Annotated in this window: 10 protein-coding genes and 1 pseudogene; 6 read left to right on the top strand and 5 right to left on the bottom strand. The window is 38.0% G+C overall.

What is annotated here, in order from left to right; genetic code table 11:
• Window positions 1–21 precede the first annotated feature (21 nt).
• Window positions 22–1335 carry an MFS transporter gene (locus tag ACHB7C_RS09595; protein WP_042846493.1) on the bottom strand — a complete coding sequence of 438 codons (1314 nt, stop codon included), beginning with the start codon at window positions 1333–1335 and terminating at the stop codon, window positions 22–24.
• A gap of 51 nt (window positions 1336–1386) precedes the next feature.
• Window positions 1387–2280, bottom strand: coding sequence for a dihydrodipicolinate synthase family protein (locus ACHB7C_RS09590; protein ID WP_131680520.1), 894 nt, complete (start codon window positions 2278–2280; stop codon window positions 1387–1389).
• Between the two features lie 355 nt (window positions 2281–2635).
• On the opposite strand from ACHB7C_RS09590, the gene ACHB7C_RS09585 reads away from it, so the two are divergent.
• The 4 genes from ACHB7C_RS09585 to pflA all read left to right on the top strand — a co-directional run bounded on the left by ACHB7C_RS09585 (window position 2636) and on the right by pflA (window position 7995).
• Window positions 2636–3415 carry an IclR family transcriptional regulator gene (locus ACHB7C_RS09585; protein WP_048606579.1) on the top strand — a complete coding sequence of 260 codons (780 nt, stop codon included), beginning with the start codon at window positions 2636–2638 and terminating at the stop codon, window positions 3413–3415.
• Window positions 3416–3863: 448 nt separating this feature from the next.
• Window positions 3864–4721, top strand: coding sequence for a formate transporter FocA (gene focA / locus ACHB7C_RS09580; RefSeq protein ID WP_048606577.1), 858 nt, complete (start codon window positions 3864–3866; stop codon window positions 4719–4721).
• A 70-nt stretch (window positions 4722–4791) separates the two neighbouring features.
• Window positions 4792–7074 (top strand): formate C-acetyltransferase, encoded by a 2283-nt coding sequence (gene pflB / locus ACHB7C_RS09575; RefSeq protein WP_042846497.1) that lies wholly within the window; start codon window positions 4792–4794, stop codon window positions 7072–7074.
• Window positions 7075–7197: 123 nt separating this feature from the next.
• Window positions 7198–7995, top strand: coding sequence for a pyruvate formate lyase 1-activating protein (gene pflA / locus ACHB7C_RS09570; protein ID WP_048606575.1), 798 nt, complete (start codon window positions 7198–7200; stop codon window positions 7993–7995).
• A gap of 283 nt (window positions 7996–8278) precedes the next feature.
• On the opposite strand, the gene ACHB7C_RS09565 is transcribed toward pflA, so the two are convergent.
• Both ACHB7C_RS09565 and ACHB7C_RS09560 read right to left on the bottom strand, forming a co-directional pair.
• The gene (locus ACHB7C_RS09565; RefSeq protein WP_166685419.1) at window positions 8279–9439 is read right to left on the bottom strand and encodes a DUF1120 domain-containing protein; all 1161 of its coding nucleotides are present in this window, start codon (window positions 9437–9439) and stop codon (window positions 8279–8281) included.
• Window positions 9440–9449: 10 nt separating this feature from the next.
• The gene (locus ACHB7C_RS09560; protein WP_349483808.1) at window positions 9450–10349 is read right to left on the bottom strand and encodes a fimbria/pilus outer membrane usher protein; all 900 of its coding nucleotides are present in this window, start codon (window positions 10347–10349) and stop codon (window positions 9450–9452) included.
• 64 nt (window positions 10350–10413) lie between these two features.
• Between ACHB7C_RS09560 and ACHB7C_RS09555 the strand changes: the two are divergent.
• Together ACHB7C_RS09555 and ACHB7C_RS09550 are read left to right on the top strand one after the other, a co-directional pair.
• Window positions 10414–10780 (top strand): annotated as a pseudogene (locus ACHB7C_RS09555) (ISNCY family transposase); the annotation flags it as partial.
• Window positions 10781–11450: 670 nt separating this feature from the next.
• Entirely contained in the window at window positions 11451–12257 is an 807-nt protein-coding gene (locus tag ACHB7C_RS09550; protein WP_042846502.1) for a BPSS1780 family membrane protein, read from the top strand.
• A 418-nt stretch (window positions 12258–12675) separates the two neighbouring features.
• On the opposite strand, the gene serS is transcribed toward ACHB7C_RS09550, so the two are convergent.
• Window positions 12676–13968: a serine--tRNA ligase gene (serS, locus tag ACHB7C_RS09545; protein ID WP_042846503.1), complete on the bottom strand. Its 1293-nt coding sequence runs from the start codon at window positions 13966–13968 to the stop codon at window positions 12676–12678.
• Window positions 13969–14057 lie beyond the last annotated feature (89 nt).

Raw genomic sequence — 14057 nt, 5'->3', positions numbered from 1 at the left:
CACCTTCCAGAAATCAAGCTATTAATTTGACGGTAACGCCTTAATATTTTTTTTATGTGTATTCTTTTTTAGTAACCCAATAAGCAATGCGCACCCCACAGTGATCACCGCTAAAGTGACAATACCCGCGGTAGTACTATTCATCATTTTATCGACCTCAACGCGAATGATTGGCGCAAGGAATGAGCAAAATGCCCCCATCGTAGTACAAAAGCCGATCCCTGCAGCAAGTGCTGGGCCGCTCAATAGCTGTGGAGGAAATGTCCAAAAAATCGGTTGCACTGATAAAAAACCTACCGCACTTAAACAGAGAGCTGCAATAGCGAATACCGGACTCGCAAATGCAGATAATGCAAGACCTAAAGCGGCTGCTAGCATACACACAACAGAGATTTCGATGCGACGATTTGGGTACCTGTCAGCAATACGAGGGATAAAATACACCCCGAATGCAGAACAAGCCCAAGGGATTGCAGCCACCAGTGATTGTTTAAAGCCTAGGCTTTCCCCCATGAGGGATGCAACTTGAGAAGGTAAAAAGAACATCAAACCATACACTGAAATTTGGATCGTGCCGTAAATCAATGCCAAGTGCCATACTTTGGCATTTTTCAGTGCAGATAATACCGATGTTGTTTCTGTTTTTTCATTTTCTTTTGCTAACTGCTCTGTCAGTGCTTTTTTCTCTTCATCAGTAAGAAAACGTGCTTTTTCGGGGCTATCATCCAGATAAAAGAATGCAAAGATACCAATAACAATCGCGGGTAAGCCTTCAATAACAAACATCCAGAACCATCCCGGACGACCTAACCAACCATGTAATTCAAGCAAAGCTCCTGATAACGGTGAACCTAAAGTTAACGCAAGTGGCACACCAAGAACAAAAATACCAATCACTGAGCCACGAACATTATTTGGAAAATAAATAGAAGCTAGTAATAAGATCCCTGGATAAAACCCTGCTTCACCCAGCCCAAGTAAAAAACGCAAAATAATAAATTGCGTTTCATTGGTAACAAACCCTGTCATTGCAGAAAGAACCCCCCAAATGACCGTCGTAATACTGAGCCATTTTTGGGCGCCTATTTTATTTAAAATCAAGTTTGCGGGAATACCAAATAATGCATACGCGGCAAAGAAAATCCCTGCACCAAATGCAAAGGCAGAATCTGATAAGCCAATATCCACTTGCATGGCATCTTTGGCAAAACCAACATTCACTCGGTCAATGAATGCAACAAAATACAAAATAAACATCAGGGGGACTAAACGCTTCCACGATTTGGCTATCGCAGAATTTAAAACGGGATTGTTATAAGCTTTTATCGTTGCCATGATATTTTTTCCCTGTCAGTAAGATGTTCTATGTTTTGGATTCAGGAAAGATTAGAGCGGTGCATCAGCAAGTGCCAATAGCTGCTGAAGCTGCTCTGTCTGTGTACTGTTCAATCCAATAAATGGTGATGTGCAATGATCAGAATTAATCACCCCTTTGAGTTGTAACGCTTTTTTAAATGTTGGAATAAATGGCGTATTCACCCCATAAATCGCCATTAATTGGTCGACGCGTTGCTGATATTTTGCGACTAATGCTAAATCACCTTGAGCAAAAGCCTGCATCCATGATGCAAAAAATTGAGGGAAAATATTCGATAAACCGCCGATACAGCCACTTCCGCCAGACAACACGACATGAGCAAAGTTATTGTCATAGCCTGCATAAACTTCAAAATGTGGGAGCCGTGATTTTACTGTTTCAATCACTTGAGCTGTATGAGAAGTGTCAGGAATGGTATCTTTTAGCCCAACAATATTAGTGTATTTATCCGCTAAGCGAAGACAAACCTCAGGAGAAACAGAGTAGCCAGTGCGCTCAGGGAAGTTATAAATAAAAATTTTAGCGGGTGTTTTTTCCGCAATCGTACTGTAAAAACGGTAAACCCCTTCATCGTCTAGTGGGAAATAATACGGGCTAATGATCATCACACCGTCAATTTCCTGCTCATAGGCAAAATTAGCCAATTCAATGGATTCATTCACATCTAGGCGGCTTGCCCCTGCATAAACATGCATTCCTTCTTTTTGATAACCGCCACAAAGTTCTATTAATGCTTTTGAATTCTGCATATTTAATGCAAAAAACTCCCCAGTACTCCCCATCGTCACAAAACCTGACACCTTTCCTTTCAAAGAGTCATAAACGTGTAAGTTCTGTTCAAGATCTACTCGCCCCTTGTCATCAAAAACGGTCACTACGGGGGTAATATAACGACTTTCCATACTTTTTTTCTCCATTATTCTTTTTCTTCATCAATTATTGTTCATATATACAAACTGCATTCATAAATAAAAACACAATCAAATAAACACGAATTCTAGATGGAGTCAAATTTATCCATTAACTTTAACTATTCACTTAATGAATTGATTAATTGAGATTTAATTGATGAAAGGGATAATAACGGTAGATTAAATCTATTTTTTTATTAAAAAATTTTGAGCAGTATCACGGCTTTTTATTGCTCATATCAGGTTTATTCATGATGGAAATGAGATAAATCGTTTTTCTACGGCGATTTACATCGTGTTATTTTAAACCTAGAATAGCGGCAAAATTAATCAGGGAGATAGTTCAATGTCTACGGGGCACATGCCGACAATTCGAGTATTAGAGATACTTCAAGTTTTAGCGGCTGAAAATACTGGGCTTTCTTTGACACAACTTTCTGATAAAACTAATATTTTAAAGGGGACAATTTACCCTATTTTAAAAACATTGGCTGAGTTTCGGTATATCAATTACGATGATAAGAGCCAGCTTTACTATTTAGGTATTGCGTGCTCAATTCTTTCCCGCTCATTTTTCGAAAAATCATATTGGTTGAAAATGATACATCGAGAGATGACGCAAATTGTTGAAGAGTGTAATGAAGTTTGCCAAATGGGCATCTTAGATGGCGCTGATGTACTATACATAGACAAAGTGCAATCTGCACAAAAAGTCCAACTAATTTCTAACATTGGAACCCGCTTACCCGCCATTTATTCAGCATTGGGTAAAGCGATGATTTTTAACTATACTGACCAACAAATTGCTCAGCTATACCCTTCTGGCTTTACGCCACTCACTCAATATAGTGTGCAAACTCTACCTGAATTGCGTCAGCAACTTAATATTGTTAGCCAAAATGGCTATGCCGTAGACAATAAAGAAATCAACGAAGAAACAACTTGCTATGCTGTGGCATTGCGCCAACGTAATAAAATCATTGCAGCAATTAGTGTATCTATTCCGACCTTCCGCAGTGATAAACAAAAAGTTGATCAAGTCATCAAAACATTGCTCAACAGCCGTGAACGCATCGAACAAGAGCTAAATACATTAGAAGATATTGAATTTTATACTGAAAACTAATTTAGCGTCTTCATAAAAATTTAAAGCATTGGTTGCTTCCATCAAAGATTATTTTCTTATAATTGGCATAATTGTTAGATAAATATTGCTCGTTAATATAACTAACTAAAAAGTGGTATATCAGATTAAAGTTATACAAGTTAGGGGGATATATACACATAAGTTAAATTAAATATTAAACGGATCATATTCATCTTAAATAATTAACATTTGCACGTATTTTTTTACTTAATCCTGGCCTTAAGATAGCCTTTATAAAAATATTTTATAAATTTTAAAAAATATTTTTATGTTATTTTTCATTTGGTTACAGTTGATTTTAACATTTAACCAACCATTTTGACCGCTTTCTCTAGAGACTTCATGATCCACATCAAATTTCTCATTTATCCCCTTTGTTACTATTATTGCGTGCTATAATTAATCAACTTTGTAAGAGAGTGTTGGTATGAAAGCTGACAACCCTTTTAATTTACTGCCACCAGCTGTAATGGCGCAAGTCGCAGATGATGCGGCCTTTTATAAGGCGAATAAGCATCCTGCAATTACTTACTTGTCAGCATTCACTGCCGGTATTTTTATCTCTATCGCATTTGTATTTTACATCACTGCAACTACAGGGGCGGCTGAAGCGCCTTATGGTTTTACTAAGCTCATTGGTGGGATTTGTTTCTCCTTGGGTCTGATGCTAGTCGTTGTATGCGGTGCCGACCTTTTCACTTCTACCGTACTCACTATTGTTTCGAAAGCCACAGGCAGGATCACTTGGGGACAAATGTTCCGTAATTGGTTTCATGTCTACATTGGTAACTTAATTGGTGCATTGTTCTTTGTCGCAATTATCTGGTTCGCAGGGCAATATACTGCAGCAAATGGGCTATGGGGTCTTAACGTTTTACAAACCACCAGCCATAAATTACACCATACTTTTGTTGAAGCTGTTGCATTAGGAATTTTAGCAAACTTAATGGTCTGCCTTGCGGTTTGGATGAGTTATTCAGGTCGTAGCTTAACTGATAAACTGGTTGTTCTTGTTCTGCCTGTTGCTATGTTTGTAGCAAGCGGTTTTGAACATAGCATTGCAAATATGTTTATGATCCCATTAGGGATTATGATTAAAGAATTTGCTCCTGCTGAGTATTGGGCTCAAATCAATATGTCACCAGAGCAGTTTTCTCACCTAACAGTCGGAAACTTTATTACAGATAACTTAATTCCAGTCACTATTGGAAATATTATTGGCGGCGCGATTTTAGTCGGCCTCATTTATTGGTTCATGCATTTACGTGGTGGCCAAAAACATTAATAGCCACTGACACACACAAAAAGATTTATTAAGATCCTTAAAAGATCCATTGTTAAAAGGTAAAAGTATCATGTCCGAGTTAAATGAAAAATTCGCTTTAGCATGGCAAGGTTTTAACCAAGGTAACTGGCAGGATAACGTCGATGTACGTGATTTTATCCAGAAAAACTACACTCCATATGAAGGTGATGAATCTTTCTTAGCAGGCTCTACCCCAGCGACTGACGCACTGTGGGATAAAGTCATGGAAGGGATCAAAATCGAAAACCGCACTCACGCGCCAGTTGATTTTGACACAGATGTTGCGTCAACTATCACTTCCCATGATGCTGGTTACATTACTAAAGAATTAGAAAAAATCGTTGGTTTACAAACTGACGCCCCTCTGAAACGTGGTCTTATCCCGTTCGGTGGTATCAAAATGGTTGAAGGCTCATGTAAAGCTTATGACCGCACTTTAGACCCAGAAATCAAAAAAATCTTCACTGAATATCGTAAGACTCACAACCAAGGTGTTTTCGACGTTTACACACCAGACATCTTAAAATGCCGTAAATCAGGTATCTTAACAGGTCTACCGGATGCATATGGTCGTGGTCGTATCATCGGTGACTACCGTCGCGTTGCACTGTACGGTATTGATTTCCTGATGAAAGACAAATTTAACCAATTCACCTCTTTGCAAGAAAGATTAGAAAAAGGTGAAGACCTGCAAATGACTATCCAACTGCGCGAAGAAATTGCTGAACAGCACCGCGCATTGGGTCAAATGAAAGAAATGGCTGCAAAATACGGTTACGATATTTCTGCACCAGCAACAAATGCACAAGAAGCTGTACAGTGGACTTACTTCGGTTACTTAGCCGCAGTGAAATCACAAAATGGTGCAGCAATGTCATTTGGTCGTGTTTCAACGTTCTTAGACGTTTATATCCAACGTGATATCGAAGCAGGTAAACTGACTGAACAACAAGCGCAAGAACTGATTGACCACTTAGTCATGAAACTGCGTATGGTACGTTTCTTACGTACACCTGAATACGATGAGCTATTCTCTGGTGACCCAATTTGGGCAACAGAATCATTAGCGGGTATGGGTCTTGATGGCCGTACTTTAGTCACCAAAAATACGTTCCGCTTCCTGAACACACTGTATACCATGGGCCCATCTCCAGAGCCTAACATGACTATTTTGTGGTCAGAAAAACTGCCATTGAATTTCAAAAAATATGCGGCAAAAGTCTCTATCGATACTTCATCAGTTCAATATGAAAACGACGACCTGATGCGTCCAGATTTCAACAACGATGACTACGCTATTGCATGTTGTGTTAGCCCAATGATTGTTGGTAAACAAATGCAGTTCTTCGGTGCTCGTGCTAACTTAGCGAAAACCATGCTGTATACCATCAATGGCGGTATCGATGAAAAACTGAAAATGCAAGTTGGTCCTAAACATGCGCCAATCATGGACGAAGTCCTTGACTTCGATACTGTGATGAATCAAATGGATGGCTTCATGGACTGGTTAGCAACTCAGTACGTCACTGCACTGAACTGCATCCACTTCATGCACGACAAATACAGCTATGAAGCTTCTCTAATGGCGCTGCATGACCGTGATGTCTATCGTACAATGGCATGTGGTATTGCGGGTCTGTCTGTTGCAGCTGACTCACTGTCTGCGATTAAGTATGCCAAAGTTAAACCAATTCGTGATGAAGACGGTATTGCAATCGACTTTGAAATCGAAGGCGAGTATCCACAATTCGGTAATAACGATTCTCGTGTAGATGATATCGCGTGTGACTTAGTTGAACGTTTCATGAAGAAAATTCAGAAACTACCTACTTATCGTAACGCAGTACCAACTCAGTCAATCTTAACTATCACATCTAACGTTGTGTATGGTAAGAAAACAGGTAATACCCCTGATGGTCGTCGAGCAGGTGCTCCGTTTGGCCCAGGTGCAAACCCTATGCACGGCCGTGACCAAAAAGGTGCGGTTGCATCGTTAACTTCTGTTGCTAAACTGCCATTTGCTTACGCGAAAGACGGTATTTCTTATACTTTCTCTATCGTACCAAATGCATTAGGTAAAGATGACGATGTTCGTAAAACTAACTTAGCAGGTCTGATGGATGGTTACTTCCATCATGAAGCGTCTATCGAAGGCGGTCAGCACCTGAACGTTAACGTTATGAACCGTGAAATGCTGTTAGATGCAATGGAAAACCCAGAAAAATACCCACAACTGACTATCCGTGTATCTGGTTACGCAGTGCGTTTCAACTCACTGACTAAAGAACAACAGCAAGACGTTATTACTCGTACTTTCACCAGTACAATGTAATAATTAGCTTATTAAAATAAAGTAAATTAAAGGCCCCGTTTTATGGGGTCTTTTTATCTATACCAGCAACGATATTTTTCTCTCTAAAGTTTGCGGTATGACGGATATTTTGGAGTGCCTGCTATGTCTATCGATGATACTAAAACTAAAACAATAGCGACAACTAATGTGACAGAAACCCCTGCCGTACTTGGCCGTATTCACTCTTTTGAATCATGCGGTACCGTCGATGGTCCGGGGATCCGCTTTATTGTCTTTTTCCAAGGCTGCCTAATGCGCTGTCTGTATTGTCATAACCGCGATACATGGGATACCCACGGCGGTCAAATTGTAACTGTCGATGAACTAATGAAAGAAGCAGTTACCTATCGCCATTTTATGAATGCAACCGGTGGTGGTGTTACCGCATCCGGTGGCGAGGCAATTTTGCAGGCAGAATTTGTCCGCGATTGGTTCCGCGCCTGTAAAAAAGAAAATATCCATACTTGCTTAGATACGAATGGCTTTGTGCGCCGTTATGACCCTGTTATTGATGAACTAATGGATGTTACTGATTTAGTCATGCTCGATTTAAAACAAATCAATGATGATATCCACCAAAAATTAGTGGGTGTATCCAACCAGCGTACACTTGAATTCGCTCGCTATCTGGCTAAACGTAATCAAAAAACATGGGTTCGCTATGTCGTTGTGCCAGGTTGGAGTGATGATGACCACTCAGTGCATCTGCTAGGTGAGTTTACTAAAGATATGAGTAATATCGAAAAAATCGAGTTATTACCTTACCATGAGCTGGGTAAACACAAGTGGGAAACTATGGGTGAAGAATATAAACTTGATGGGGTGAGACCACCATCAAAAGAAGTCATGGAGCGTGTTAAAAGTATTCTCGAAAGCTATGGCCATAAAGTGATGTATTAATACTCGTTGGGGCTTGAAATAAAGCCCCCCTTACCTTAGCGTATTGCAACTGGCTCTGTTAGTTGGGGTTGGTTTTATCAAGCAATACGCAGGTATAAAACAATTTATCCGATGCAAGTTTCCATTTCCGTATATTGTTTTTGAATTAATAACGAATATTTGGAATTGGTAATCAAACATAGAAAATGCTGTTTTACGTACCGTTCAAATACTGCAAAAACAGACCAACCGAGAATGAATCTGCGACTATGTGTTGATGCGACGTAGCCAGCCTCCCTTAAATCTACAAATAGCATAATTCAATGATAGAGCGGCCTTTGAATTTAATTTCTTTATTAACAGTTAGTAAAGAAGCTTTATTAATAAAAGCTTGAACTTTTATTGTGCCTTTTATATTAGAAAAAAGAGCAGGTTGCAAACTCCCTAATTTTGCCCAAGATATGATTTTATTTGAGGAATCATTAGGTAATAAATCACCATTCGCATGTTGCCAAATGATATTTTGGTCTCCACAAGATGCATTACCTGATATTGGCTGCACTCTCTCTGCCTTATTATCTACATATAAAGAACCTAAATCTAACGCTATCGCATATCCACCAATTGGAACACCTTCCTGAGTATTACCTAATCCCCCTGCCATCATATTGTTATTTAATAACTGAACAGGAGGAACTCCATAACCGCTAACACCTTCTTGTTTATTTGGCGCAAGTGAACGTTCAATTTGATTAAAAGTTTGGAGTGCTATAGCAGTTTTCCCCGAATCACATTGTACAGTGAAGTTAATATTTTTTTCGGGTAATATTGTATAAGAATAATTACTTAACTCATTTCTATTTATAGCACCATAGTCAATTGAGGTAGAATCAACAATAAGATTACATGCTGTTGTCATTTCTGAATAGCTAATACTTAAACTTGTACTTCCACCCAACGTTTTTAACGGTATTTTGTTCCTAACAACAACACCTTTTTTACTCAATGAATTAATTTTTAAATCAACAAGTAAATTGAAGGAAAATACTTTTCCTTTTTCACCCTGTGCGGGTTGAATACGTAGATTGGGATAAATTTTAACATCTTTTTGTGATGAGTTGATTCTATTTGAGCTATTTAATTCAATAGCATCGATTAAAATAGGTTTCCCATCAAGCATCGGATTATTTACATTTAAAATAGCTTCAGATGTATTATTTGAAAAGGTATTGCTAATCGTAGAAAAATCAATATATGGGGTAGTTTCTTCACTGCACTCTACTACTACAGGAACAATCCGATTCCCCGCATATACCACACCATTTTGTTTTTTTGTATTAAAATCAGCTAAGGTATCATAGTTAACCTCATCTGTTCCCAAGTTGATGTTACATGTCCCATGACCATCTGATGCAAATGCACTAAAAGATAGGCAAGTTAGTAGCCCTGCAATTAATTTTATCATTCTAAAGCCTTTAGTTAGCCATAAAGCAAATAGGGTTTATTATTGTAAACAATTCAGTTTTCGAAATACCAACATCACTAGTGAGATTAATAGTGCATTTTTTATTATTGCCTACGTCAACAAAATAACTTGTCGGCAAGGATAGATTATCGATAATAATTCGCCCAGCATTGTCAGTTATGGTTAATAAATCACCGTTTTTATCATATACTTTTAAATTTTTAGAAAGTTTCTTCCCATTAAATGATGGAGTTAAAATAGCTCGGTTAACTTGATTAATGTAGAAATTAACCAAGGGAACACTTCCATTAGCAGGTTGAAATTCTATAATCCCATAGGGAGCATTCATATTTTTAGGTAATTTTCGGTAGTCTATCTTAGCATAATTAGTTCTATAACTATCTATACTTGGTATTACCGCGTAACCTTTACTATTAGTCATCACTGTTCCTGATGAAGATTGTATTGGAATATTTTCTTGGTTTTCTGTTTTTGCTATAGCAAATGTATTCGCTATTCTTTTCGATGAAAAAATGAGTTCATTATCAAAATAAACCATGCCGCCGGATAACGACCCATAGTAACTACTGGTATTATTACCTTTACTAATATTACCCGAAAGTAAAGTGACCGGTGTAGTATAATTCATATTCAATGAGACATTTTGATTACTTGGTTCTGTATTTTTATTCGCACTAATCGAATAACTTAAGTTATCATAATTATGGTTGCTATATCGCGTTCCGTAACTTTTGTTATTGTCATACTGATTCATCCAACTCGATAAATTTTGCCTATCCCCTAACGAAATATCGACATTGAAATAAATACAATAATATAATTTTACGCTTGGGTTTTGCATAATGTTAACAATCTTATATTTAAGCAAATCAAGGTATTGAATACTCACCCTCTATTTCTTAGATTAGTGTTTTATTGGTACTAAAAAGCGCTATCTCAACTATAGCAATCGCTGGTTTAAAGGTCGTGCTCTAGTCTAGAGCAGCTCTAATTTACGTTGATGATGCGACAAGTTCACTGATGTAACTGAGATTTGTTAAATATGGAGCCACTTTTAGTTATTTTGAAGCAACTACAGTGATATAGAAAAGCATGACAACCTCCTTGCGTGATACAGAAACAAAGCAAGCATTTTTCAGATCAATAATAAAAATATAACTAAAGGCGATGAGCACACTGAATTTGGAAGAACGATGCGCGACTTAATATCCAAACCATTTGTATTCAGACTAGCTCAGATAAAGATCGTGTCGAAGTGCTCATTTAACCCTTCACGACTGGCTAGTCAAAGAGTTCAGGCATAAAGGTATCAGTTGTATGGGAGAATTGATATTTTCCCAATAGAACAACCTCCACAGCTGTACCATAAAAAACATACCCAATATGCTAGGTACTGGCTTTATACCTATACTCCCACTTCACCACACAGGTACATATCTTGACTTAGTTTTCCTACTAATTTTGATTAGTACAAACCCTACGTTCAACAATATAGTGCGATTAACCCGAAAAAATTAATATAAATACCTTATTTCAATATACCGATTACGTTCCTTTTAAATAAAGGAATTACAACGTATGTTTCTACTGAAAGAAATTAAACCATCAGATATCTGCCCAATATCGAGTATTAGTTTATAAAAATTACCAATATTAACCATGTTGTTTTCATGGGTAATGTATTTCAATTAAGAATGATTTAATGCTCTATTAATGTGTTATAAAAACAAAAAACAGTATTTTATACCAACTTAAAAAGCCAATTGTTTGTTGTCATTGATAAAATATTGTCTATTTGGATTTTTTAACAAAATACTTTTTATTGAAAAAATAATTAAACATAAATACCTTACCAGAATTGTCTGCTTTATAATGTACTCACTTATCTGCATACTACTGCCAATAAGTAACAAGAGTGACATAAACTCAAAACACTTATCTATAATAATATATTGCTAACTCACTACGAAAAATAGGTTCCTTTTTTATCATGAATAATGAAAACTTTAGTGCAGATAACAACCCTGCACCTACAATTGACCCACAAAATCAAACTGATACTTTTGTTTTCCATGCTGAGCCTCGCGCGGTAGATGCTGGTGAAGGGGTTAACTGGATCAGCCAATCATGGTCTCTCGTTAAAGAGAAACTGGGTATGTGGATCTTGATTAACATCGTACTATTTGCATTAATCTTTATCATTTCGATGATCCCTTTCCTTAATTTACTGATTACCTTTATTACTCCTATTTTTATTGGCGGTATTATTGCAATCTGTGAAAACCAGCGTAAAACAGGTCAAGCTGAAATTGGCTTACTATTCGCTGGTTTCCAAAATAAATTCGGTACCCTATTTGCCGTTGGTGCAATCAACTTTGCCGCTAACTTAGTGGGTATGATCATCGCCTTTATTATTGGTGGTTCCGCTATGTTTGGTTTATTGATGGAAAGCAACCAATATGGCTCACCATCTGATGCTGCAATCCTTGCGTCTTCAGGTACATTCTTCTTTGCAATCATTATTATGGCTGTTGCTGCATTAGTCGGTACCGCATTAACTTGGTTTGCACCTGCACTGGTAATGAACCATAACTTTACTGTTGGCGCTGCAATTTCTGCCAGCTTACAAGCTGTTAAGAAAAACATCCTGCCAGGTATTCTGTTCTTTATCGTTATTTCAATCCTAATGATAATCTCAGTTATTCCTTTAGGTTTAGGTCTGTTAGTTTCTATGCCAATTATGTATGCTTGTTATTACAGCAGCTACCGTAGCCTGTTTTTCTCCCAAGTAAAATAAGCCAAGGTATGATGATTTAGCTATTTTGCTAAATCATTAAATCTAAAAAAGGAAAGCATTTGCTTTCCTTTTTACTATCCCCTACAAATCCACATATATTCCTTTAAATAATAATTTTCTTCCTCCTTTTTTAAATTAGAGTTGTTTTCCATGTATTTCGATATCACTGATTTGAAACTGTGTTAATGTCGCTAATGCAGGAAGCATCAGCCATGGAGAGGAACTAACTTATCTTACATTGCAATCTGTAGGTGAATGAATGGGTGGGTTAGAAAATGAATTAAATATTGGCATATTTAGTCATTCAGTGAAAGGGGGCTCAGGTTTAACCTGAAGATACTTATTCAGAACACGTTAAATTTGCAAAAAAAACGCGACCACTATGAGCCGCGTTTAACTTTTGAAAGAATAACGGAAATTAACCGATATATTCTAGGCCTTTCATATATGGGCGTAATACTTCTGGAACTTCAATACGGCCATCTGCTAATTGGTAGTTTTCTAAAATCGCCACCAATGTACGACCAACGGCTAAACCAGAACCATTTAGCGTATGAACTAGTTGAGTTTTCTTATCACTCTTACCACGGAAACGCGCTTGCATACGACGTGCTTGGAAATCCCACATGTTTGAACAAGAAGAAATCTCACGGTATGTATTTTGAGCTGGTAACCATACTTCTAAGTCGTAAGTTTTGCGTGAACCGAAACCAATATCACCAGTACATAAAATCACTTTACGGTAAGGTAAGTTCAATAATTGCAGAACCTTCTCAGCGTGACCTGTTAGCTCTTCCAGTGCATCCATCGATTTTTCAGGGTGAACTATTTGTACAAGCTCAACTTTGTCGAACTGGTGCATACGGATAAGACCACGAGTATCCCGACCATATGAACCCGCTTCAGAACGGAAACAAGGTGTATGTGCAGTCATTTTTAGCGGAAGATCATTTTCATCTAAAATTTCATCCCGTACTAAGTTAGTAACAGGGACTTCTGCTGTTGGGATCAACGCATAAGTGCTGCTGTCTGCTTCTTCTTCCAACGGTTTGGTATGGAATAAATCTTCACCAAACTTTGGTAATTGGCCGGTACCGTACAGCGTATCATGATTGACCAAATACGGAACATATAGCTCTTGATAACCATGCTGCTCTGTATGTAAATCCAACATAAATTGGGCTAACGCACGGTGCATACGGGCTATTTGCCCTTTCATCACCACGAAGCGTGCACCGGTCAGTTTTACCGCAGCAGGGAAGTCTAGGCCCCCTGTTAATTCGCCTAGGCTAACGTGATCTTTAACTTCAAAATCATATTCACGAGGTTTACCCCAACGCGCAACCTCGACATTGTCGGAATCATCTTTGCCATCAGGAACTTGGTCATCAGGAATATTCGGGATACTCAATGCAATATCACGGATTTCTTGTTGCAGCTTGTCTAATTCTGCCTTAGCAGAATCCAATTTTTCGCCTAATAAGTTAACTTCTTGACGTAATGGCTCAATATCTTCACCACGTGCCTTAGCCGCACCGATAGTTTTCGATCGCGAGTTACGGTCTGCTTGCAGGGTTTCAGTTTCAACTTGTAAAACTTTGCGGCGTTCTTCTAATTCACGCAGCTTTTCCACATCAAGGGTAAAACCCCTGCGAGCCAGTTTTTCAGCAACCGCGTCTAGCTCCGTACGCAGTAAATTTGGATCGAGCATGCTTATCCTGTGATAATTGTTAGTTATTGATGGTACTTAATATAACGCATTCCAGCGTTATAAATAAAAGTATAGTAATTGGCTATATA

This window comes from Providencia sp. 2024EL-00732 (assembly GCF_044006275.1).
Lineage (GTDB): Bacteria > Pseudomonadota > Gammaproteobacteria > Enterobacterales > Enterobacteriaceae > Providencia > Providencia huashanensis.
This window is presented reverse-complemented; position numbering and strand designations above follow the sequence as displayed.

Bases quoted from the DNA above. Each gene is read 5' to 3' on its own strand.
- ACHB7C_RS09585 (WP_048606579.1), top strand. From the start codon at position 2,636: ATGTCTACGGGGCACATGCCGACAATTCGAGTATTAGAGATACTTCAA.
- focA (WP_048606577.1), top strand. From the start codon at position 3,864: ATGAAAGCTGACAACCCTTTTAATTTACTGCCACCAGCTGTAATGGCG.
- ACHB7C_RS09565 (WP_166685419.1), bottom strand. From the start codon at position 9,439: ATGATAAAATTAATTGCAGGGCTACTAACTTGCCTATCTTTTAGTGCA.
- serS (WP_042846503.1), bottom strand. From the start codon at position 13,968: ATGCTCGATCCAAATTTACTGCGTACGGAGCTAGACGCGGTTGCTGAA.
- ACHB7C_RS09590 (WP_131680520.1), bottom strand. From the start codon at position 2,280: ATGGAAAGTCGTTATATTACCCCCGTAGTGACCGTTTTTGATGACAAG.
- pflB (WP_042846497.1), top strand. From the start codon at position 4,792: ATGTCCGAGTTAAATGAAAAATTCGCTTTAGCATGGCAAGGTTTTAAC.
- pflA (WP_048606575.1), top strand. From the start codon at position 7,198: ATGTCTATCGATGATACTAAAACTAAAACAATAGCGACAACTAATGTG.
- ACHB7C_RS09595 (WP_042846493.1), bottom strand. From the start codon at position 1,335: ATGGCAACGATAAAAGCTTATAACAATCCCGTTTTAAATTCTGCGATA.
- ACHB7C_RS09550 (WP_042846502.1), top strand. From the start codon at position 11,451: ATGAATAATGAAAACTTTAGTGCAGATAACAACCCTGCACCTACAATT.